This is a genomic window from Paraburkholderia sp. Cy-641, assembly GCF_011752945.1.
In the GTDB taxonomy this organism is placed as follows: domain Bacteria; phylum Pseudomonadota; class Gammaproteobacteria; order Burkholderiales; family Burkholderiaceae; genus Paraburkholderia.
Window position 1 is genome coordinate 87581 of sequence record NZ_VWWM01000025.1, and the last position, 22319, is coordinate 109899.

Here is a 22319-nt window from a genome sequence, read left to right on the forward strand (position 1 = left end):
CCCGCCCGGCTATGCCGGGCGGGCCGTTTCGGTCAGGCCGACCATCTGGTTGGTGGCAAAGAGCGGCGCAGTCGATTCAATCCGCCCCGCCGCTTGGCCAAGCGAGCCTATCGTTCGAATCGCTTCCTGCCGGCTGAACCTGCAAGCCAAATCGGCCGGCCGAATCGCGCGCACAAAATTCCGCGCTTTACGACTCCACGTCTTCCAGGCTGAAAATTTCGGTCTGGTCGTTGTACGAGAAAATCTCGCCGTAACGGCCCCAGTTGATGACCGCATCGAGCGTTTCCTCGGCGGCGCTATCCGACAGAAAGTCTTCCAGCTCCTGCTCGAAGCGCACGCGCGGCGCGCGATGCCCCGGCCGCTCGTTCAACACCTTCTTGATTCGCGCGGCGAGCGGCACGTGCCGCAGCAGATGCTCGGCGAACATCATCTTCCGTTCCTGCGTGCCGAACTCGGAGAACACGCGCGCGGGCGGCGTGAGGAAAATATCGCCTTCGCGCACGTCGGCGAAACCGAGGTGTTGCAGCACTTCGGCGATCGGAAACAGATCGTCGACCTCGAGATGCAGCGAGCGCGCGATTTCCGGCATGTCCGCGCGGCCGTGGTACGGCGCGGCGGCCAGCGTTTCGATCAGACCGGCCATCAGGTTGGTCGACACATGCGGCAGCCAGCTATGCAGTTCGAGCCCCTTCTTGGTCTGCTCGTCGGTCTGGCGCGCGGTCATCTTCGCGTAGATGTCGTCGACCAGCTTGCGGAACGCCGGGTCCAGACGGTTGCGCGGATGCTTGAACGGCACCTTGATCTCGGCGATCACGCGGCCCGGGTTCGACGACAGCACGAGAATGCGGTCGCACATGAACACCGCTTCCTCGATGTTGTGCGTGACGATCAGCACCGCCTTGATCGGCATGCGGCCCTGCGTCCACAGATCGAGCAGGTCGGTACGCAGCGTTTCGGCGGTCAGCACGTCGAGCGCGGAGAACGGCTCGTCCATCAGCAGCAGCGTCGGATCGACCACCAGCGCCCGCGCAAAGCCGACGCGCTGGCGCATGCCGCCCGACAGCTCGCGCGGATACGCGTTCTCGAAGCCGTCGAGACCGATCAGATCGATCGCCGCGAGCGCGCGCGTGCGGCGCTCGCTGGCGGCCACGCCCTGCGCCTCGAGACCCGCCTCCACGTTCTGCAGCACGGTCAGCCACGGGAACAGCGCGAAGGTCTGGAACACCATCGCGACACCCTTCGCCGGGCCTTGGAGCGGCTTGCCCATATAGGTGACTTCGCCGCCGGTCGGCTCGATCAGGCCGGCGATGATGCGCAGGAGCGTCGACTTGCCCGAGCCCGAGCGGCCCAGCAGCCCGACGATCTCGCCTTCGCACAGCGACAGATTCGCATCGTCGAGCACGAGCAGCTCGCCCTGCGTCTTGTTGAAACCGCGGCACACGTCCTTGACGCGCAGGATTTCGTCGCCGAGACGCGGGGGCTTCGGCGGTGTCTGGATCGGCGCGGCAGTCATAGCAGCTTTAGGATTTTGCATCGCGTTATGCCTTCATTTCTCTTATCAAAACGCCGCGCCGCCCCTCGGGTCTGGCTGGCCGCCCACGAGGGCCCGGCGCGCAGCGACAGGTTCGGGGACGCTCAATCGAGCCGCAGCTTGCCTTCGGCGTACGCGTACATCGGACGCCACAGCAGACGGTTGAACAACGTGACGAACAGCGACATCACGGCGATGCCCACGATGATCTTCGGATAATCGCCCGCCGCGGTGGTCTGCGCGATATACGCGCCGAGCCCGTGCGCCGCGACCTTCGTATCGCCCCACTGCACGAACTCGGCCACGATGCTCGCGTTCCACGCGCCGCCCGACGCGGTGATCGCGCCCGTCACGTAGTACGGGAAAATGCCCGGCAGCATCGCCTGACGCCACCACTGCCAGCCGCGGATATGGAAATTTTTGGCCGCCTCGCGATAGTCGTTCGGGTACGAGCTCGCGCCGGCGATCACGTTGAACAGGATATACCACTGCGTGCCGAGCACGATCAGCGGCGAGAGCCAGATATCCGGGTTCAGATGGAAACGCACGATCACGATCACGAACACCGGGAACAGCAGGTTCGCCGGAAACGCCGCGAGAAACTGCGCGAGCGGCTGGATCTTTTCCGCGAGCGCCGGGCGCAGGCCGATCAGCACGCCGATCGGCACCCAGATGACCGAGGCGATCGCGATCAGCACCACGACGCGCAGCAGCGTGATGAGCCCGAGCACGAGCACATGGCCGATCTCGTCGAGCGTGACGCCGGTGCGCACGTAGAGAAACACGCGATACACCACGTAGGCGGTGGCGATCAGCACCAGCGCCGCCCACACGATGTCGCCGACCTTCGAGCTTTTCTCGCTTTGCGGAATATGAAAGCGCGGCGCGCTGAACGCCGGCAGCTGGAAACGCATGCGCGCAGCGTGCGCGAACAGCCAGCCGAGCGGCACGAGCAGGCGGTGAATCAGGTGCGTGCGGCGGATCAGGTCGAGCAGCCACGATTCGGGCGCGTCGCCCGAGCTGGTGTTTTCCATGCGGAACTTGTCGGCCCACGCGACGAGCGGACGGAACAGGAACTGGTCGTACGCGAGGATCACGACCGTCATCGCGAGAATCACCCAGCCGATCGCGTGCAGGTTCTTGTCGCTGATCGCCTGCGCCAGATAGGCGCCGATGCCCGGCAGCGTAATCGTGTTGTTGCCGACCGTAATCGCTTCGGAAGCGACCACGAAGAACCAGCCGCCCGACATCGACATCATCATGTTCCAGATGAGGCCCGGCATCGAGAACGGCACTTCGAGCTTCCAGAAACGCTGCCACGAAGTCAGATGAAAGCCGCGCGAGACTTCGTCGAGATCGCGCGGCACCGTGCGCAGCGACTGATAGAAGCTGAACGTCATGTTCCACGCCTGGCTCGTGAAGATCGCGAAGATCGCGGCAAGCTCGGCGCCGAGCACGCGGCCCGGGAACAGCGCGAGAAAGAACGTGACCGTAAACGAAATGTAGCCGAGCACCGGCACCGACTGCAGGATGTCGAGAATCGGCACGAGCACGAGGCCGGCGCGGCGGCTCTTGGCGGCCAGCGTGCCGTAAATGAGCGTGAAGATCAGCGAGGCCACCATCGCCGCGAGCATGCGCAGCGTGGTGCGCATCGCGTACTCGGGCAGGTTCGACGGATCGAGCGAGATCGCCTGGGTCTTCAGCGTCGACATCGGCGCGAGCGTCTCGTGAAAGCCGATCGACGCCATCGCGATCAGACAGATGATCAGCGGAAACGCGACGAAGTCCCAGCGGTTGGGCAGCACGCGCCATGCCGACGCATTGGCGGTGCGTTTGAGGTCAAAGCTGAAATCCATTAGATGCCCCCTCTTTCGAAACAGGCATGCGATCGCTCGAAGGAGGTCGCGACTTGAACGCGGCGGTCAACAGATCGGTCCGGAAAGTGGAAATCGGGCATGGCAAAACGCGCGTGCGTGGTAAATCGTTAGCGTTGAAGACACGTGGTCCGGCAACGGACATGTTCGCGAACGAGCCGCCCGCGAGCACAACCATCACACGGATACCTGTCGCCGCGGACGCCGCCCGAAGGCCGGCGGGCTTTCCTCATTTTGGACGGCACGACACTACACCATCCTATGTTTCAGATACAACCTTTCCCCGCAAATTGCGAGACAGGGTTACCGGGGCCTTACAACCGCCCCTGTTTGCGCCATATCGGCAGCGCGCCGCACTGTACCTCGCCGCGCTGCGCGATGGCAGATCCGCGCGCGCACCGTATCGCAAGGCGTGGCGCGCAAACGACATACACGGTAATCGCAGCGTATCGGGAATCCTGACGAATCCGCCTGCGAGACCGATGCAGCCATCAAGAAAACGAGGCGCCTGCCGTTATGAATCTGACCGGCCTGATCCATGCAGTGCGCATCCCTGCAATAAGGATGGCGCCGGGCCTCATGACGGTTAGAATCAGGAAACGACGCACCTGTTTTCAAACGATTCTTGCCGGGCCGCCGTGTTCGCGCCGGGTTTGAATCGTCAGCCGTTTCAAACACGGCGGCAGACCAGCGGCAAACACATCGACCATAGGACCCACCAGGGCATCGGCCGCAAGGCGGGCGAGCAGCCCCGGCCAGGTGCCGACGCAAGGGCCGCAGACCGCACCCGCGCGTTGCCGCGAATGAGCAAGTTGCATGTCACAGACAGACGGATCAGAGGGTCGATGAACAGGACAACCTTGCGCCAGATAGCCGGACCGGTCAGCTTCGCGCTGATCGTACTGGTTTGCTGGTTCGTGGCTGGCATGGTCGCGGACCGGATGGTACAGCAGGAACTGGATGCGGCTCTGCACAGCCAGCGGCAAATGTCCACGTCGATCGTCGACAACATGGCCGAGGTGATTGCCAGCGACCTCGCGATGTCCCGCGCCATCCCCGCGACCATGGCCGAAATGGACGTAGTCCAGCGCGCCCTCGTGCAATCGCAGAATTATGCCGTGAACGCGGGGATGGCGGAACCCGCCCTGCGCGCCGCGCTGCTCGGCAATCCGCAGATGGCGGCGGTCAGCCAGTTCCTGCATGACGCGCAGGGCTTCTCCGGGCTCGACCAGATCTGGATCGTCAACACGAACGGCATCTGCGTGGCGTCGAGCGCCACGATCTCGAATCCGGCCGGCATCCAGCCGTCGCTCGTCGGCGTGGACATGCGCACACGCAGCTATATGACCAACGCGCTGCTCGGCGCGTTTTCGGAAGCCTACGGCGTGGGCCGCGCGAGCGGCGAGCCGGGCATCTTCATCGCCGCGCCGGTCTACTCGGACGGCTTGCTGGTCGGCGTGGTGGTCGCGAAGGTCGGCATCGCGCGGCTGCGTCACTGGGTAGCGCACGCGGGCACCTTCGTCACCGACGACAACGGCGTCATCATCATGGCGCACGACAGCGCGCTCGAAGGCCGCGCGATGCCGAGCTCGCGCATCACGCAGATGAGCCCCGCCGAGCGGCGCATCATCTATCGGCGCGAGACGTTTCCCGAGATGCGCATCCGCGTCGACACGCAGTTGCGCGAGCAGGCGCCGTGGGTCCCGGCGGCCGCGGCCGCGCAGTTCTTCGGCATGAGCGAACAGCCGGCGCCGGCGCTGTATCAGAACCGCAGCGGCCTGAATTCGGGGCTGTCCGCGCATCTGGTCGATCCGCTCGCGGCGTGGCCCGAGTTGCTGCGCAATCACAAGCGCGATCATCTGCTGGTGTTTCTGACGCTGGCCGGCACCGTCGCGCTCGCGTGGGTGATTACCGTGTCCTACGTGCGCGAGCGGCGCCACCATCGTGCGACGCGCGATCTCGCGAAGCAGCTGCAATCGGCCAATACGCTGCTGTCGGCCGAGGCGCGTCACGATGCGCTGACAGGCGCGTTGTCGCGGCGCTACTTCCTCGACCTGCTGCGCCGCGAGATCGACCGCGCGCAGGCGGGCCGCGAGCCGCTGTGCATGGCGATCGCCGATCTCGACCACTTCAAGCAGATCAACGACCGCTTCGGCCACGCGGCCGGCGACCGCGCGCTCGAACATTTCGTCGATACCTGCCGCACCGAGCTGCGCGGCTCGGACGCCATCGGCCGGCTCGGCGGCGAGGAGTTCGGCCTGCTGCTGCCGGCCACCGGTCTTGCCGGCGGCCGCGAAGTGGTCGAGCGTCTGCGCCTCGCGCTGAAGGCCGCGCCGTCGCCGAAGCTGCCGCCCTCGGTCAGCCTGAGCGTGAGCATCGGCATCACGGAATTGTCGCCGGACGATCTGCCCGAGCGCCTCATGAGCCGCGCCGACACCGCGCTCTACGCGGCCAAGACCGGCGGCCGCGACCGCACCGAGGCGCTGCCGCCCGACGATACCGCGCCGCCCACGCGCACGGCGGTCAACGCCTGGTAAGCAGGCGCATCCGTCGACGCCATCTCCGAGCCTCTCGCAGCGAAGCAGGTATCATCGATCCTGATCTTGGAATTGTCGCTACTGCTCTAACGGGAGATTCGCATGAAGGGAAATCTGGTCATCGTCTGTCGCGATCAGGATGCTGATGCATTCGACCACCTGCTGGCCGAATACGGTGCGTTTCAGACGCGCCTGTCGTCGACCGCGTGGTATCTGAAACTGGCGGTCGCGCCGGAACTGATTCAGGAGGAAATACTGGCGCGCCTCGGCAAATACACGACGCACTACATCTTCGAGGCGGAATCGGTCACGTGGAATACGGTGGACAGCGAAACGGCCAACGCGCTCAATACGCTGTTCTCGGATTAAGACGCCGGGGGTGCAATCAGGCGCGAGTCACGTGGCCGCAAGGCCGCGTGCCGCGAACATCGCCCCCACCGTGCCTCGCCTTCCCCAGCCATTTATCGTGGCATTTACCAGGCATGCTCCGAAGTTGCCGCCACCTTCGGCAGCATCTCGAACGAGAAGCTCATCAGCACGCGCAAGCCACGGCCATCGTGATTGCCGATTTCCCATTCGCCGCCCGCGCGCCGCACGAGCCGCTCGACAATCGCGAGACCGAGCCCGCTATGGCCGTTGCCGCCGCGCGCCGGATCGAGCCGCACGAACGGCCGGCTCGCGTTGATGATGTCTTGCGCGGCAATGCCCTTGCCGCTGTCGCTCACCGATAGCGTGAAGCCCTGCGCCGTGCGCGCGGTCGCCACGATCACCGGCGGCGCGCCATAGGCATGCGCGTTATCGAGCAGGTTCGAGAGAATCCGGTCGAGCGTGGCGGCCGGCAGCAGGAATGACGGCCCCGCGGCGAGTTCCGTCTCCACGGTCGGCGCGCCAGAGGCCACCGCCCGATAGCTGCGCACGACCCGCTCGCATTGCGCATCCACTTCGACGGGTTCGCTGCGATCCGCGCCGTCGTGCGCGAACACGAGAAACTGCTCGACGATATGCGTCATCGAATCGACGTCGCGCACCACGCCGTCGCGCGTCTTCGCGTCGTCCATCATCTCGGCACGCAGCCGCAGGCGCGCAAGCGGCGTTTTCAGATCGTGCGCGACACCGGCCAGCATCACCGCGCGATCGTTCTCGGTGCGCGCGACTTCCTGCACCATCTGATTGAAGCCGTGCGTGAGCTGCCGCAATTCGCGCGGGCCGCGCTCGGGCACCGGCGACACCGGCAAGCCGCGGCCGAAGCGCGTGACCGCCTGCGCGAGCGAGCGCAGCGGCTGCTGCAAGGCCCACGCGGCGAACACCGCGGCCATCACCGCGAACGAGAAAATCATGACGAGCCACAGCACCGTGCGGTCGAGCGAGTGCGGCATGCGCAGCGGCTGCACGGGCACGACGATCCAGCTGCTATCGTTCGCCTCGCGCACCCACAGCGTGGGCGGATGGCCCGGCGGACCCACGCGCACCTGGGTGCCGTCCGGCATGCGGTCGCGCACGTCTTCGACGAAACGCGAGAGCGGCGCCGGCATGGTGGAATTTGCCGGCGGCACGTCGGGGCTCGCCGGATCGACGAGCTTCACGCGCGACGGCAACGGTTGATCCGGTGTACGGGCGACATGCTGACGCACCGCGTCGACGAGGAAGATCGCTTCCTCGACCGCGTAGCGCGTCTGGAACTGCGAGCGTTCGAGCCGTATCAGCGCGTACCACGCAAAATGCGACAGCAGCAGCACGCCGACAACCAGCAGTGCCAGTCTCCCGAACAGCGAATCAATGGGCCGACGCATGCTGCTCGCCGTCCGGCACGAACACGTAACCGCGGCCACGCACCGTCTGGATGAAGCGCGGCGTGGACGGATCGGTTTCGAGAATGCGGCGCAGGCGCCACACCTGCACGTCGATGCCGCGGTCGGTGCCGTCGTACTCGGGACCGTGCAGCAGTTCCAGCAAGCGCTCGCGCGTGAGCGTGCGCATGGGATGATTGACGAAAATCTTCAGCAGCGCGAACTCGCTGCCCGACAACGTGAGCGGCTTGTCTTCGTGATGCAGCGTGCGCGACTGGAAGTCGAGCGTGAAGCGGCCGAAGCTGAACGGCTCGCGCTGCTCGGGCGCGGCCGCCGACGGCAGCGTGCGGCGCCGCCGCAGCACCGCTTGCACGCGCGCGAGCAGTTCGCGCGGATTGAACGGCTTGCCGAGATAGTCGTCCGCGCCGAGTTCGAGACCGACGATGCGGTCGACGTCGTCCGCGCGCGCGGTCAGCATGATGACGGGGATATCGTCGCCCGAGGCGCGCAGCTTGCGCAGCGCGGTGAGCCCGTCCACGCCCGGCATCATGAGGTCCAGCACGATGAGGTCGGGACGCTCGCGTTCGAGGCGGCGCTCGAGCGAGCCCGCATCGTGCAGCACCGAGACTTCGATACCCTGACGGGCGAGATAGTCGCGCAGAAGATCGCGCAATTCGACGTCGTCGTCGACGACCAGGATTTGAGTAGCCATGGAATGAAGTTTAACGCGCAGCAGAAAGGGATTTCGTTTTCCAAACAGCGTCAAGGGTTACCGGGTGTTACGGTGAAAGCCTCGCGTAATGCCTGGTAATAGCCGCACCGGAGCACGTAACACAGTGCCCGGCACAGTTCTCTACGCTGTGCCTTACCGAATGCAGGCGAGTCCTCATGACCGGCTGCATCGTCGGCTATTCCATTACAAGGAGCCTTATATGTCCACCAAAAAGATGTCGCGCGTTCTCGCTGTTGCCGCCACCGCTCTCGCCCTCGGCGCGGGCGCCGCTTATGCCGCCCAGCCTGCGGAGCACGCGCACGGCGGCCCCGGCGGCTGGCACGGCCACTTCATGAAGGAACTGACCCAGCTCCACGACCAGCTGAAGCTGAACGCGGATCAGGAAAAGCTGTGGCAAAGCGCGCTCGATACGATGAAGCAGAATCACGAAGCGATGCGCGCGAACCACCAGCAGGCTCGCGAACAGTTCAAGGCGGCGCAGCAGCAGCCCATCCTCGACCTGAACGCGATGGCCGCGACGCACCAGCAGATCGAGCAGAAGGACGCACAACTGCGCCAGCAAACCAGCGACACCTGGCTCAAGTTCTATAACGCGCTGAACGACCAGCAGAAGACCACCGTCAGCACCGCGCTGAAGAAGCGCTTCGCGCGGATGGAAGAACGCCGCGAGAAGATGCACGAGCGCTGGCAGCATCACAAGGCTCAGAAGGGCGCGGCGTCGGCGCCGGCCGCCAGTCAGTAAGCGTCACGCCAGGTAGCGCGGGGCCAGCCGAAAGGCCGCCTCGCGCATGAAACAACGCCACGGAAGCAATCTTCCGTGGCGTTGTTCTTTGGTGGCGGTTAAAGCCGCGCCAAAGCCTCACCATCGAAGCGGGCGCGGCAGCAATCAGCCGTTCAGCTGGCCCAGATCGAACAGCAGCACTTCCGCGTCCTCGCCGTTTTCGAGCGTGACCGTGTCGGTGTCGCTGAGCTTCGCGGCGTCACCCGCCTTGAGCAGCGTACCGTTCACCGTCACCGCACCACGCGCGACGTGCACGTAGGCGAGACGCCCCTTCGGCAGCGCAAACTGCGCGGTCTCGGCGCCGTCGAGAAGACCCGCGTAGATCGAGGCGTCCGCGTGGATCGTCACCGAGCCGTCGTGGCCGTCGGGCGATGCGATCACGCGCAGGCGGCCGCGCTTGCTGTCGGCATCGAAACGCTTTTCCTCGTAGCCGGGCTGGTCGCCCGCGCGGCTCGGCAGCACCCAGATCTGCAGCAGATGCACCTGCTCGTCGCGCGAAGCGTTGAACTCGCTGTGCTGCACGCCGGTGCCCGCGCTCATGCGCTGCACGTCGCCGTGGCGGATCGTCGAGCCGTTGCCCATGCTGTCGCGATGGGCCAGCGCGCCCTCGAGCACGTACGTGACGATTTCCATGTCGCGGTGGCCGTGCGCGCCAAAGCCCTGGCCGCCCTCGATGCGGTCTTCGTTGATGACGCGCAGCGGGCCGAAATGCACGTGCCGCGAATCACGGTAATCGGCAAACGAGAAGCTGTGGTAGGAGTCGAGCCAGCCGTGGTTGGCATGGCCACGTTCTTCGGAACGGCGAATCTCGATCATGGAAAATCTCCCGGTAAAGAAACAAGTTGATGGAGACAATGTAGGGCCAACGCGATCGCCAAACAATCGGCGCACATGCACTGGACCGTTCCACCGGTGCGAGCAATCGCTGCCGGCGGCAAAACCCGCCGCAACGTCGCGCACGCACAACGCCCACCGCCGCTCGTGCCGGTCCACGGACGTCCCGCACTGGCACCCCGGCGCTGTTCGGGTAAAATACCGCCCTTTTCGAGGCGCTCGGACGTTCCATGCGTCGCTCAGGGCCCTTCAGGACACCTCGGCGCAAACAACACTCGACACCGCGCGAGACGAACCGGCAGGCAGTATCCGCGAGACTCGGGACTCGCCCGCATGGGCGTGAGCGGGGCTTCGTACTAGAGTCGGCAACAAGGAAGGTGAGCCCGGTCGCCAGCAACGGCGGCAGTGGCAGAAACCGGCAGTAGATTCAAACCCATTCGAGACGAAAGTCCCAAAAGCGCGCCGCGGGAACGCCAACGCTCCCACGGCATGATTTGCACAGCGGTACGCTGTGCGCCGCGCGTCATGGCGAGCCGAACGCTCGCGGCCCGCGCGGCGCAACACGGGCCGCGTCTTTCGCGATGCGTCACAAGCGCGTCGTCAAGGACTTCATATGTTCCTTCAAGGCTACGGCCCGCTGCTTCTCAGCGGCACCTGGCAGACCGTCAAACTGGCGGTGTTGTCGCTCGTGCTCGCCTTCGTGCTGGGCCTGCTCGGCGCGGCGGCGAAACTGTCGAAAAACCGCCTCTCCAACGGCATCGGCACCGTCTACACGACGCTCGTGCGCGGCGTGCCCGATCTCGTGCTGATGCTGCTGCTGTTCTACAGCATCCAGATCTGGCTGAACAACCTCACCGACGCGCTCGGCTGGGACGAGATCGACATCGATCCGTTCGTGGCCGGCGTCGCGGTGCTCGGCTTCATCTACGGCGCGTACTTCACCGAGACGTTCCGCGGCGCGTTCCTCGCCGTGCCGCGCGGCCAGCTCGAAGCGGGCGCGGCCTACGGCATGACGAACTGGCAGGTGTTCTCGCGCGTGATGTTCCCGCAGATGATGCGCTTCGCGCTGCCCGGCATCGGCAACAACTGGCAGGTCATGGTGAAGGCGACCGCGCTCGTGTCGATCATCGGTCTCGCCGACGTCGTCAAGGCCTCGCAGGACGCCGGCAAGGGCACGCTGCGGTTCTTCTTCTTCACCCTGCTCGCCGGGGCGATCTATCTCGTCATCACCACCGTGTCGAACTTCGTGCTGATGTACCTCGAAAAGCGTTACTCGACCGGCGTGCGAAAGGCGGATCTATGATCGAGATCATTCAGGAATACTGGCGCAACTATCTGTTCACCGACGGCTATCGCTTCACCGGCGTCGCGATCACGTTGTGGCTGCTGGTGGTGTCGATCGGCCTCGGCTTCTGCCTGTCGGTGCCGCTCGCGGTCGCGCGCGTGTCGAAGAAGAAATGGCTCTCCGGCATGGTGTGGCTGTATACGTACATCTTCCGCGGCACACCGCTCTACGTGCAGTTGCTGCTCTGCTACACCGGTCTCTACAGTCTCGACATCATCCGCAACAACGAGCTGACCAACGCGTTTTTCCGCGACGGCATGCATTGCACGCTGCTCGCGTTCACGCTGAACACCTGCGCGTACACCACCGAGATTTTCGCGGGCGCGATCAAGGCGACGCCGTACGGCGAGATCGAAGCGGCGCGCGCCTACGGCATGTCGTCGTTCACGCTGTACCGGCGCGTGATTCTGCCCTCGGCGCTGCGCCGCGCGCTGCCCTACTACAGCAACGAAGTGATCCTGATGCTGCATGCCACCACGGTCGCCTTCACGGCGACGGTGCCGGACATTCTCAAGATCGCGCGCGACGTGAACTCGGCGACCTATCAGTCGTTCAACGCGTTCGGTATCGCCGCGCTGCTGTACCTGTGCATCTCTTTCGCGCTCGTGTGGCTGTTCCGCCGCGCCGAACGCCGCTGGCTCGCTTACCTGCGGCCGCAAGGCAAGTAAGTAACGTTGGACATCGCGGTTAGAGACCGCGTCCGTGGGCAGGCAAGCTCGTCAAGGATCCTGATGAACACCAAGAAGCAGAAGCTCTTCGTCGACGAGCTTCACAAAAAGTACGGCGACAACGAAGTCCTCAAGGGCGTGTCGCTGAAGGCCGATGCCGGCGACGTGATCAGCGTGATCGGTTCGTCCGGCTCGGGCAAGAGCACGATGCTCCGCTGCATCAACTTTCTCGAACAGCCGAACGCCGGGCGCATCGTCGTCGACGGCGAGGAAGTGCGCACGCAAACGGCCAGGGACGGCGCGTTGCGCGTGTCGGACCCGAAGCAGTTGCAGCGCGTGCGCACGAAACTCGCGATGGTGTTCCAGCACTTCAACCTGTGGTCGCACATGAACGTGCTCGAGAACATCATCGAGGCACCCGTGCATGTGCTCGGCCTGAAACGCAAGGAAGCCGAGGACCGCGCGCGCGAATATCTCGAGAAGGTCGGTCTCGCGCCGCGTCTCGAAAAGCAGTATCCGTCGCACCTGTCGGGCGGCCAGCAGCAGCGTGTCGCGATTGCGCGCGCCCTGGCGATGCATCCCGACGTGATGCTGTTCGACGAACCGACTTCGGCGCTCGATCCCGAACTCGTCGGCGAAGTGCTGAAGGTCATGCAGAAACTCGCCGAGGAAGGCCGCACGATGATCGTCGTGACCCACGAAATGGGTTTCGCGCGCAACGTGTCGAATCACGTGATGTTCCTGCATCAGGGCCGCGTCGAAGAAGAAGGCCACCCCGACGAAGTGTTCAAGAATACGAAGAGCGAGCGCCTCAGGCAGTTCCTTTCCGGTAGCCTCAAATAAACCGATGCAGTCCGATACGCATCCCGCATCGCACCGATGCCGTGATGTGTAGTCGAAGTAGTTTTACAAGGCGCTTACGAGCGCCTTTTTTATTGCCCGTTTCTGTTCGCCGGCGACCGTTCGGAGCACCAAAAACCTCGTCCAAACAACGCTAAGCGTTGCTTTTTTGCCTTAACCTGCCACTTTCCGGGCGTCAATAGTGGCAATCCTTAATACGACCCCAGGCTAATCGTGAGTCCCTTGTAAGACAAGGCTTTGCGCGTTTTCCCGAGCGGCACCGGAGAGACGTGGCGCACATTCGTATTGCAATTTGGCGACACAGCCGGAGCACGGCGCCAATTTCTTCTCCCAGCCAAAGTTATTTTTGATAGATTAGTAACCAAAGTAGCAAAACAAAGTTGATTAAAAGTAGTTTCACTTCAAAACACAGAGGAGAACCGGTCGGCGAGGGATCGGCATGACGCACAGATAGCCCCAGGCTACGCGTCACGGCAGGAGACCCTATCCGCCCGCCATCTCCCCTGGTACCGCTTTCTGTTCGGTGCAGATCGCGTCCGAACACCACTCGCAGTACTGGGTTTCATTTTTTGACAGGGTATGGAGGAGAAGATGAAGAAAGCTTTGCTCGCCGCGGCGCTGATGTCGGCCGGCGTTGTCGCACACGCTCAGAGCAGCGTCACGCTGTACGGCCGCCTCGATGCGGGCCTCGAGTACATGTCGGGCGTGCCGACCGGTCCCGCCAACGGCGCGGCCACCGGCAGCGGCAACCGCTTCAAGGCCGAGAGCGGCGACTGGGGTACCAGCCTGTGGGGCTTGAAGGGTGTCGAAGACATCGGTGGCGGCAACAAGGTGCTGTTCCAGCTGGAGGGCTCGTTCAACACGATGACGGGCGCGGGTCCGGGCAACGGCGGCCTCTTCAATCGCTGGGCAACGGTGGGTCTGTCGAACGACCAGTACGGTACGTTCACAATGGGCCGCATGCTCTTCATCTCGAACGGCGTGTGGGACTTCGACCCGTTCGGTCAATCGAACTGGTCATCGGCATCGCTCGTGCGTAGCCGCAACTGGCCGCAGTCGAGCAATAACGTCGCCTACCAGTCGCCGAAGATCGCCGGCTTCGATTTCTATGGTCAGTACGCCCTGTCGAACGCGACGAGCTGGAACGGCAACGGCACGACGCCGCAAGGCCGTGAAGCAGGCGCTCAGGTCACCTACACGAACTCGCTGTTCCAGGTCCGCGGCCTCTACGACGAAATCCGCAACCCGACGAATGGCGGCCTGTGGGGCGGCGCGGTCGCCAACAACGGCATCAATTCGGCTAACACGGGCAATGGCGTATTCTCGGCATCGCGCGAATATTCGGCGCTCGTGAACGTGTTCCTCGGCCAGTTCAAGATTCAGGCTGCTTACCAGGCTGTGCGCTCCGCCGGCGCGACCGGCGTCGCGTATGGCCAGCCGACCACGCTCAATCACGAATGGGGCGGTGTGACGTGGCAAGCCACGCCGGCTGCTGCGCTGATCGCAGCGGTCTACCACGTGAACGGCAACAATGGCGCGGGCAATGCGACGATCTACACGGTCGGCGGTTCGTATAACCTGTCCAAGCGCACGCTGCTCGACCTGCAGGTTGCAACGGTACGCAACAGCAGCAACGCCAACTTCGGCCTGAACGCGAACAACGCGGGCACCTCGGCCGGAACGGATAACCCGCTGCCGGGCCACGCGCAAACCGGCGTGTACGCAGGCATCCAGCACTCGTTCTAAGCGAACGGTGTGCCCCGAGGGGACAACCCTCGGGGCGTCAAATACAGGTTTCTCCAAGAGAATCTTTTTCACGCTGCTGCGAGAGGCGCGTATCGGTGCAATGCCCGCAAGGGTATTGCACCGTTTTTTATTGGAGACGAGTTTTTCGGCCTGGCGAGTCCGTGGGGTGTCCACGGCTTGCCGGCTTGCTCGTCATGCACGCAACGCAGCCGCGCAGGACAGCCGGGACATGCAGCGTGAACAGGCCTTGAAAGTGGGCCTTGAACCTCGCAGGCGGCCCGTGAAACTGCCCTCTTACACCGCCGCTTCGTTCTCTTCGCCGGTGCGGATACGGATCACGCGCTCGACGTCCGCGACGAAAATCTTGCCGTCGCCGATCTTGCCGGTACGCGCCGCGCCGATGATCGCATCGATCACCTGATCGCACTGGTTGTCCGCGACGACGACTTCGATCTTCACCTTCGGCAGAAAGTCGACCACATACTCCGCACCACGATAGAGCTCGGTATGCCCTTTCTGACGGCCGAAGCCCTTGACTTCGGTCACGGTCAGGCCGGTGAGGCCGACTTCTGCGAGCGCCTCGCGCACTTCGTCGAGTTTGAACGGTTTGATGACTGCGGTGATGCGCTTCATGGCGAACCTCGTCTCGTGATAGGGAAAGTGAAAGGGAAATGGGTGATTTTTATTCTACGCCGCGCGTCACACCACCGGCTCGATATAGCGCGACGTGATCGGATAACGCCAGTCGCGGCCGAACGCGCGATGCGTGACGCGAATGCCGATCGGCGCCTGACGCCGCTTGTACTCGTTGATCTTGATGAGCCGCGTGACGCGCTTCACGTCGTCGGCCGCATAGCCCGCCGCGATGATCTCCGCGAGCGAGCGGTCCTCTTCCATGTACATGCGCATGATCGCGTCGAGCACGTCGTATTCGGGCAGGCTGTCCTGGTCGGTCTGGTTCTCGCGCAGTTCCGCCGACGGCGCGCGCGTCAGGATGCGTTCGGGAATCACGTCGCGCGTCGCGAACGTGGTGGCCGCGTTGCGATAGTGGCACAGCCGGTACACGAGCGTCTTCGCGATGTCCTTGATGACCGCGAAGCCGCCGGCCATGTCGCCATACAGCGTGCAGTAGCCGACCGCCATCTCGCTCTTGTTGCCGGTGGTCAGCACGATCGAGCCGAACTTGTTCGACAACGCCATCAAGAGCGTGCCGCGAATGCGCGCCTGGATGTTCTCCTCGGTCGCGTCTTCGGCGCGGCCCGCGAATTCTTCGGCGAGCAAACCGCGGAACGCGTCGAACATCGGCGCGATGGCGATCTCGTCGTAGCGCACGCCGACGCGACGCGCCATCTCGGCGGCATCGGTGGTGGAGATGTCGGCCGTGTAGCGCGACGGCATCATCACGGCGCGCACCTTGTCGGCACCGAGCGCATCGCAGGCGACGGCCAGCACGAGCGCCGAATCGACGCCGCCCGACAACCCGATCAGCGCCCCCGGAAACCCGTTCTTGCCGATATAGTCGCGCACGCCCATCACGAGCGCCGCGTACACCTGCGCTTCGAGCGACTGCTCCGGCGCGATCGCGGCCGGCACCGGCGTGGCACCGTCGAACTCGACGAGCGCCGTGGCTTCCTCGAACTGCGCGAGCTTCGCGACCAGTTCGCCCTGCGCGTCGAGCACGAACGAACCGCCGTCGAACACGAGTTCGTCCTGGCCGCCGACCATGTTCACGTAGACCATCGGTATGCCGGTCTCGCGAATCCGCGCGCGCAGAATGTCGAAGCGCACGGCTTCCTTGTTCAGGTGATACGGCGAGCCGTTCGGAATCAGCAGCACCTGCGCGCCGGCGGCCTTCGCCATCTGCGCGGCCGACGCATGCCATGCATCCTCGCAGATCACCACGCCATACTTCACGCCCTCGAGTTCGAACACGAACGGCTGCGGGTCCGAGGCGAAGTAGCGCTTCTCGTCGAACACCTCGGTGTTCGGCAGATCCTGCTTGCGATAGGTGCCCTTCACTTCGCCGTCGACGATCAGCGAGGCCGCGTTGAACGTATCGACGGGTGGCACGCCGCGCTCGATCGGCGCGTTTGCATTACCATGGCCGTGCGCCCGATCCCGCAGCGGATGCCCGACGATCACATGCAGCCCCGTGAACGGCTTCAGCTGCGCGGCGAGATCGGCCAATGCCGCGGCGCTCGCGGTATAGAACGCGGGACGCAGCAGCAGGTCTTCGGGCGGATAACCCGACAGCGCAAGTTCAGGCGCAACCAGCAGCTTCGCACCATCGTTGTGCGCGGCGCGCGCGGCGGCGACGATCTTCGCGACGTTGCCGGCGAAGTCGCCGACGGTGACATTGATTTGAGCAAGAGCGATTCGGGTCTTCATGGCAGGATCGACAGGCAAGCCATTACGGCTCGCGGGTACCGCGGCTCGATGGCTCGGCGGAATTGGACAACCGGATAAACGAACGGCGTGGCCCGCGCATCTTCACGGCAGCGCACGTTCATTGCAAACAGTCACGCAGATTGAACCAGCAACGCATCGATTATCGCACGGGCATTCTGGCATCGCCCTCCGAGGTGGACGCCGCCGAATGGAACGCCCTTCTCGCGCAACAGCCGCAGCCCACGCCGTTTCTGCGGCACGAGTTTCTGAGCGCGCTCAGCGCGACGCAATGCGCGGTGCCCGACACCGGCTGGGCGCCGCAATTCGTCACGCTCACCGACACGCGCACGGGCAAGCTCGCGGCGGCCGCGCCGGTCTATCTGAAGGGTCACTCGTACGGCGAGTACGTGTTCGACTGGGCCTGGGCCGACGCCTATAAACGCAACGGCCTGCCGTATTACCCGAAGCTCCTGTGTGCGGTGCCGTTCACGCCGGTGCAGGGCAACCGTTTGCTAGCGGCCGACGAACACGCGCTGCGCCATCTCGCGGCCACGCTGCTGGCGTTCGCCGAGCAGGCCGAGGTGTCCTCGCTGCATGTGCTGTTTCCGACGCAAACCGAAGCCGCCGCGCTCGAAGAACTCGGCATGATGCAACGCGAAGGCGTGCAGTTTCACTGGCTCAACGACGGCTATCGCGACTTCGACGATTTCCTCTCGACGCTCGAACAGAAGAAGCGCAAGAACATCCGCGCCGAGCGCCGCAAGGTACACGACGCCGGCATCACCATGCGGCGCATTCGCGGCGAAGACATTCAGGATGCCGACTGGCGCTTCTTCAGCAAGTGCTATCGGCAAACCTATCGCGAGCACTTTTCGAGTCCGTATCTGAACCTCGACTTCTTCCGCATGATCGGCGCGTCGATGCCGGAGAATCTGCTGCTCGTGATCGCCGAATACGAGGGCAAGCCGATCGCGAGCTCGCTCGTCGTCTATCAGCGCGACGCGCAAACCGGCGGCACGCTCTATGGCCGCTACTGGGGCGCGCTCGAACATGTGCCCTGCCTGCATTTCGAAACCGCGTACTACCAGCCGCTCGAATTCTGCATCGAGGCAAAGCTCGGCGCGTTCGAAGGCGGCGCGCAGGGCGAGCACAAAATGGCGCGCGGCTTTCTGCCGACGGTCACGCGCTCGGCGCACTGGCTCGCGCATCCGGCCTTCGCGGACGCGGTCGGCCATTTCCTCGACAACGAAAAGAACAGCATCCACGCTTATGTGGACGAGCTGCGCGAACACAATCCGTTCAAAGGCTGACGGCGCGTTTATGGCGTGGTTTCTCTATCTGCTCGAATGCTCGGACGGCAGCGTCTATACCGGCATCGCGACCGACGTCGCCGCGCGCTTCGACAAGCACACGAGCGGCATGGGCGCGCGCTATACGCGTTCGCACAAGCCGGTGCGCGTGCTGGCGTCGTTCGAACTCGCGGATCGATCGAGCGCATCGCGCGCCGAGTATTGGGTCAAGCGGCTCGCGCCGCCCGAGAAGCGCGCGCTGGCGGCGGGGTTGAGGACGCTTGAATCGGTGGTGCCGACGGCGCCGGTTGCCGAGGCTGAAACGGGGGATGACGGCGAGGTGGTTTGATGCGGCTTGAAGCCTGAAACCCGAGGCTCGGAGTTCGGCGCGGCTCCGTTTGTGTCGCGATCACTTCGCGCCGCTTGCTTCGTAGCGCTGACTTCGGCCCGCTGACTTCGGCCCGCTGACTTCGGCCCGCTGACTTCGGTCCGCTGACTTCGGTCCGCTGACTTCGTCCCGATAACTGCGCCCCGCCAATCCCGCACCGTGCTGCCGCGCAGCCGGCGGCAAGCGGCAAGCACACCCCGCCTCGGCCTACCCCCTCGCCTCACGCATCTTCTCCGTCAACAGACGATGCACGCGCGCCAGTTCACCAACCGCATCCGCTTCGAGCGAGGTCAGCCGCTCGCGCTCGGGCAAGTCGAGCCGCACGGGCTGCAGCGTGCGATTCAGGGCGGCCTCGATCGCCTCGCTCAGCGCCGCGACCCAGGCGCCGAGTTCAGCAGGCATGGCGCGCCGGTTCGCGCTCAGGCGCAACTGCGTCGCGGTGCCGGCCATCCGGCGCAACAGGCTCAGCACCGTCAGCGTCACCGTATCGGCCATCGAGTCTTCGAGTTTTTCGAGGCGCACGCGGCCGAGCGCCTCTTCTGCGTTGTTGCTGGTGAGACCCGCCGCGCGGCGCAGACGCTCCATGTCCTTGTCGCGGCGCCACGGCGTTTCGAGCGACGCGCGCAGATACGCGAGATTCGCGCGCACGGCGTTGCCGAGATAGACACGCAGGTCGAGCTTCTCGCGCGTCGGCCATAACAGGAACGTCGCGAGCAATGCGAGCACGCAGCCGAGCACGTTGTTGCCGAGCCGCGTCAGCGCGAACACGAACTCGTTGGCGCCCGGCGTCGCGAAGTCGGCGACGAGCACGAAGGCCGGCGTCAGGAACAGCACGAACAGGCTGTAGCTGACGGGCCGCAGCGCCATCGTCGCCATCACGAGCGGAAACACCGCGAGCGAAATGCCGAGCGGCGAATGAATCGCATAGCCGATCGCCGCCGCTAGCACGCCGCCGACGATGCTGCCCGCCGCGCGCTCGATGCTGCGCGGCCACGTCGCGGCAATCGACGGCTGCAGGATCAGGAGCGTCGCCATCGTCGCCCAGTAGCCGAACGGCAAGCCGAGCGCGCGGATCACGAGAAAGCCCGCGGTGGTCGTCACGCCGACGCGCGCCGCATGGCGCAGGCCGACCGACTGCCACGACAGGTTCGCCTTCAGCGTCGCCCCGGCGCGCGCGGCGAGCCGCATCGCGCATTCGCTCCAGCGTTCGGTATGCGGCTCGCGCGGCGCGAAATCGACGAGCTCGAAGCCCGATTGCAGCTTGACCGGTTCGAGCAACGCGCCTTCGAGCCGGCTCGCGAGACGCCGCAAGCGCCGTTGCTGATCGGCGAGACGCTCCCAGCGCGCGTCGCCGGCCGCCACGCCGATATCTCGCAGCACCTCGCCGATCGTATTCAGCAGCCGCGCCGCGCGCTGCGTGCGGCGCAGGTCGTCGGGCACTTTCTCGCTCGCGCCCGACACCGCGATCAGATACGCGAACAGCGCCTCGCCGTCGGTCAGCAGACCGAGCAGCGTGTCGTAGGTGACGGCGCCGCCCGTGCGCGAGGCGGGCAAATTCGCGAGCGCATCGCGCGAACGTTCGAGCGCCGCGCGCGCGTCGGCGCGAAAGCGCGCGGCGTGCATGGCCCATTCGCCTGGCGCGGCACGCTGGCCGACGAGACGCGCGCTGTCGAAGGCGACGTCGGCGAGCCGCAGATACACCGCGCGCAGCGACGCGCGGCTCGCGCCGAACGGATGAATGCGCCACACCGTCAGACTCAGCACGACCGCGAACAGACAGCCGACCACGTAGACGCCGAGAAACGCGAGCCCGGCGCGCGCGTCGTGCATCGGCCGGTCGACCATCACGACGCAGGCGGTCGCCGCGAGGATCGTCACCTGCGAGGTGGCCGCGCCCCAGATGCGGCCGAACGCGCCGAGCGTCGTGAACGCGAGCATCGCGAGCGCGGCGAACGCGGTCCCCATGCCAGACGCGAACGCGGTCATGCCGCCGCACAGCGTCGACAGCAACGCGAAGCCCATCATCGAGGCGAAGCGCGCGCGGTTCGAGCCGCCCGCATCGGCGAGGCAGGTCCAGAAGGCGCCGATCGCGGCCCACGCGAAGATCGGATCGTGCAGCACGTTGCCGAGCGCGAGCATCGCCGTCGAAGCGCACGCGGCCCGCAAACCCTCGGACAGACTCGCCTCGCTCGCCGCGAACGACACCATCCAGACCGGCCGCTTGCGGTAGATCGCGGTGACGACCGCGTGCAGCCGGGTCGACCAGCGCGGCGAGTTCGAGTGGGATTTGCTGCGGTTCGTCATCCGGATGGCGGTTCCCGAGAAGGCGCGCGATACGAGGCGGCGCGCGCATGAAAGGTGTGTCGAATGATAAGGGTTTACACCTAACTATAACAATGCGTTTGCTTCATTCCGGCGATGCATCGAGGTTATGCGTATCGAGCACCGTCGTATTTGCACGGTAGCCGAATGCAGCGCAAACGCCATGAAAAAACCGCGCGGCCCTCACGGACTCGCGCGGTTTGCGTCCTGCCTGCGGCGAGCGGGATGCCCCGCCGCGCGCTTACTTCGTGTAGTTCGCGATGCCTTCGCTGATTTCCTTGTGCGCGGCGTCGACGCCCGCCCAGCCTTCGACCTTGACCCACTTGCCCTTTTCGAGCGCCTTGTACTGTTCGAAGAAGTGCTTGATCTGGTCTTTCAGGTAAGCCGGCACGTCGTCGACGGTCTTGAGGCTCGCCGTCATCGGGCAGATCTTGTCGTGCGGCACGGCGATCAGCTTCGCGTCCACGCCCGATTCGTCAGTCATCTGCAGCATGCCGAGCGCGCGGGCGCGCACGACGGAACCGGCCAGCAGCGGGAACGGCGTGATGACCAGCACGTCGACCGGGTCGCCGTCGCCCGACAGCGTTTGCGGAATGAAGCCGTAGTTGGCCGGATAGCGCATGCCGGTGCCGATGAAACGGTCGACGACGAGCAGGCCCAGATCCTTGTCGGCTTCGTACTTCACCGGGTCGCTTTGCGCCGGGATTTCGATGATGACGTTGAAATCGTGCGGAAGGTCTTTGCCTGCGGGAACGTGATTGAAGCTCATGAGCGCTCTCTGAAGGGGATGGAAGTCGGAATGCGGCGTACGGTGTGCCCGGGATCGAGGGTAGGCGTGCGGATTGCCCGCCCTCTCGCCCCGATAGCGGCACCGTGCACCGGACAATGCGGAATGCGCCATTATAGCCAATCGGCCAATGGCCTCTCCCGTTCGATCGGCGCGATAATCGTCTCGCGACTCTCGCTCGTGTTTCCGGTTTGGTGTCTCCCCTTCGAACCTCGCGCCGCCGCACGACGGCTGCGCGTCACCGTCAAGGAGCCTGCATGGAAGAAGCCCGGCATTTCATCGGCGGCGAGTGGTGCGCCGCGTCCGGCGGCGACACGATCGCCGTGCTCGATCCCTCGGACGGCCAGCCGTTCACGCGCCTCGCGCGCGGCACCGCGGCCGACATCGACAGCGCCGTGCACGCGGCGCGGCGCGCCTTCGAGGGCGCATGGGGTGCCGCAAGCGCCGC

Annotated in this window: 19 protein-coding genes; 10 read left to right on the plus strand and 9 right to left on the minus strand. The window is 64.9% G+C overall.

Annotation, left to right across the window (positions count from 1 at the left end; genetic code table 11):
* Positions 1-187: 187 nt before the first annotated feature.
* Both F3J20_RS16260 and F3J20_RS16265 read right to left on the minus strand, forming a co-directional pair.
* Entirely contained in the window at positions 188-1534 is a 1347-nt protein-coding gene (locus F3J20_RS16260) for a nitrate/sulfonate/bicarbonate ABC transporter ATP-binding protein (RefSeq protein ID WP_167036844.1), read from the minus strand.
* 101 nt (positions 1535-1635) lie between these two features.
* Positions 1636-3387: an ABC transporter permease subunit gene (locus F3J20_RS16265; RefSeq protein ID WP_167283887.1), complete on the minus strand. Its 1752-nt coding sequence runs from the start codon at positions 3385-3387 to the stop codon at positions 1636-1638.
* Between the two features lie 863 nt (positions 3388-4250).
* Here F3J20_RS16265 and F3J20_RS16270 point away from each other — a divergent pair.
* Positions 4251-5942 carry a sensor domain-containing diguanylate cyclase gene (locus tag F3J20_RS16270; RefSeq protein WP_167283888.1) on the plus strand — a complete coding sequence of 564 codons (1692 nt, stop codon included), beginning with the start codon at positions 4251-4253 and terminating at the stop codon, positions 5940-5942.
* Between the two features lie 102 nt (positions 5943-6044).
* Entirely contained in the window at positions 6045-6311 is a 267-nt protein-coding gene (locus F3J20_RS16275) for a hypothetical protein (RefSeq protein ID WP_167036835.1), read from the plus strand.
* Positions 6312-6415: 104 nt separating this feature from the next.
* Here F3J20_RS16275 and F3J20_RS16280 read toward each other — a convergent pair whose 3' ends face one another.
* Together F3J20_RS16280 and F3J20_RS16285 are read right to left on the minus strand one after the other, a co-directional pair.
* Positions 6416-7732, minus strand: a complete 1317-nt coding sequence (locus tag F3J20_RS16280) for an ATP-binding protein (protein ID WP_167036833.1) — start codon at positions 7730-7732, stop codon at positions 6416-6418.
* The gene (locus tag F3J20_RS16285) at positions 7716-8441 is read right to left on the minus strand and encodes a response regulator (RefSeq protein WP_167036830.1); all 726 of its coding nucleotides are present in this window, start codon (positions 8439-8441) and stop codon (positions 7716-7718) included. Before F3J20_RS16285 ends, F3J20_RS16280 begins: the two co-directional genes overlap by 17 nt.
* Before the next feature lie 220 nt (positions 8442-8661).
* Between F3J20_RS16285 and F3J20_RS16290 the strand changes: the two genes are divergently transcribed.
* Positions 8662-9204 (plus strand): periplasmic heavy metal sensor, encoded by a 543-nt coding sequence (locus tag F3J20_RS16290; protein WP_167036827.1) that lies wholly within the window; start codon positions 8662-8664, stop codon positions 9202-9204.
* Between the two features lie 144 nt (positions 9205-9348).
* Here the strand turns inward: F3J20_RS16290 and F3J20_RS16295 are convergent, their stop codons facing one another.
* Positions 9349-10059 (minus strand): pirin family protein, encoded by a 711-nt coding sequence (locus F3J20_RS16295; RefSeq protein ID WP_167036824.1) that lies wholly within the window; start codon positions 10057-10059, stop codon positions 9349-9351.
* Between the two features lie 631 nt (positions 10060-10690).
* On the opposite strand from F3J20_RS16295, the gene hisQ reads away from it, so the two are divergent.
* From hisQ to F3J20_RS16315, 4 genes are all read left to right on the plus strand, one after another.
* Positions 10691-11380: a histidine ABC transporter permease HisQ gene (gene hisQ / locus F3J20_RS16300; RefSeq protein WP_167036821.1), complete on the plus strand. Its 690-nt coding sequence runs from the start codon at positions 10691-10693 to the stop codon at positions 11378-11380.
* Entirely contained in the window at positions 11377-12090 is a 714-nt protein-coding gene (locus F3J20_RS16305) for an ABC transporter permease (RefSeq protein ID WP_167036818.1), read from the plus strand. The genes hisQ and F3J20_RS16305 overlap by 4 nt, the downstream gene beginning before the upstream one ends.
* A gap of 63 nt (positions 12091-12153) precedes the next feature.
* Entirely contained in the window at positions 12154-12933 is a 780-nt protein-coding gene (locus F3J20_RS16310) for an ATP-binding cassette domain-containing protein (protein ID WP_167036815.1), read from the plus strand.
* 609 nt (positions 12934-13542) lie between these two features.
* Positions 13543-14697 carry a porin gene (locus F3J20_RS16315; protein WP_167036814.1) on the plus strand — a complete coding sequence of 385 codons (1155 nt, stop codon included), beginning with the start codon at positions 13543-13545 and terminating at the stop codon, positions 14695-14697.
* A 294-nt stretch (positions 14698-14991) separates the two neighbouring features.
* Here F3J20_RS16315 and glnK read toward each other — a convergent pair whose 3' ends face one another.
* Positions 14992-15330 (minus strand): P-II family nitrogen regulator, encoded by a 339-nt coding sequence (glnK, locus tag F3J20_RS16320; RefSeq protein ID WP_006048444.1) that lies wholly within the window; start codon positions 15328-15330, stop codon positions 14992-14994.
* Between the two features lie 66 nt (positions 15331-15396).
* Complete coding sequence (locus tag F3J20_RS16325) at positions 15397-17085, minus strand: NAD+ synthase (RefSeq protein WP_167283889.1); 1689 nt, start codon at positions 17083-17085, stop codon at positions 15397-15399.
* A 140-nt stretch (positions 17086-17225) separates the two neighbouring features.
* Between F3J20_RS16325 and F3J20_RS16330 the strand changes: the two genes are divergently transcribed.
* Positions 17226-18395 (plus strand): GNAT family N-acetyltransferase, encoded by a 1170-nt coding sequence (locus tag F3J20_RS16330; protein ID WP_167036808.1) that lies wholly within the window; start codon positions 17226-17228, stop codon positions 18393-18395.
* A 10-nt stretch (positions 18396-18405) separates the two neighbouring features.
* Positions 18406-18723, plus strand: coding sequence for a GIY-YIG nuclease family protein (locus F3J20_RS16335; RefSeq protein ID WP_167283890.1), 318 nt, complete (start codon positions 18406-18408; stop codon positions 18721-18723).
* A 246-nt stretch (positions 18724-18969) separates the two neighbouring features.
* On the opposite strand, the gene F3J20_RS16340 is transcribed toward F3J20_RS16335, so the two are convergent.
* On the minus strand, positions 18970-21066 hold the full coding sequence (locus tag F3J20_RS16340) for an FUSC family protein (RefSeq protein ID WP_167283891.1): 2097 nt from the start codon (positions 21064-21066) through the stop codon (positions 18970-18972).
* 259 nt (positions 21067-21325) lie between these two features.
* Positions 21326-21853, minus strand: a complete 528-nt coding sequence (gene ppa / locus F3J20_RS16345; protein WP_167036799.1) for an inorganic diphosphatase — start codon at positions 21851-21853, stop codon at positions 21326-21328.
* Between the two features lie 275 nt (positions 21854-22128).
* On the opposite strand from ppa, the gene F3J20_RS16350 reads away from it, so the two are divergent.
* A partial coding sequence (locus tag F3J20_RS16350) for an aldehyde dehydrogenase family protein (RefSeq protein ID WP_167283892.1) occupies positions 22129-22319 on the plus strand: 191 nt, incomplete at its 3' end.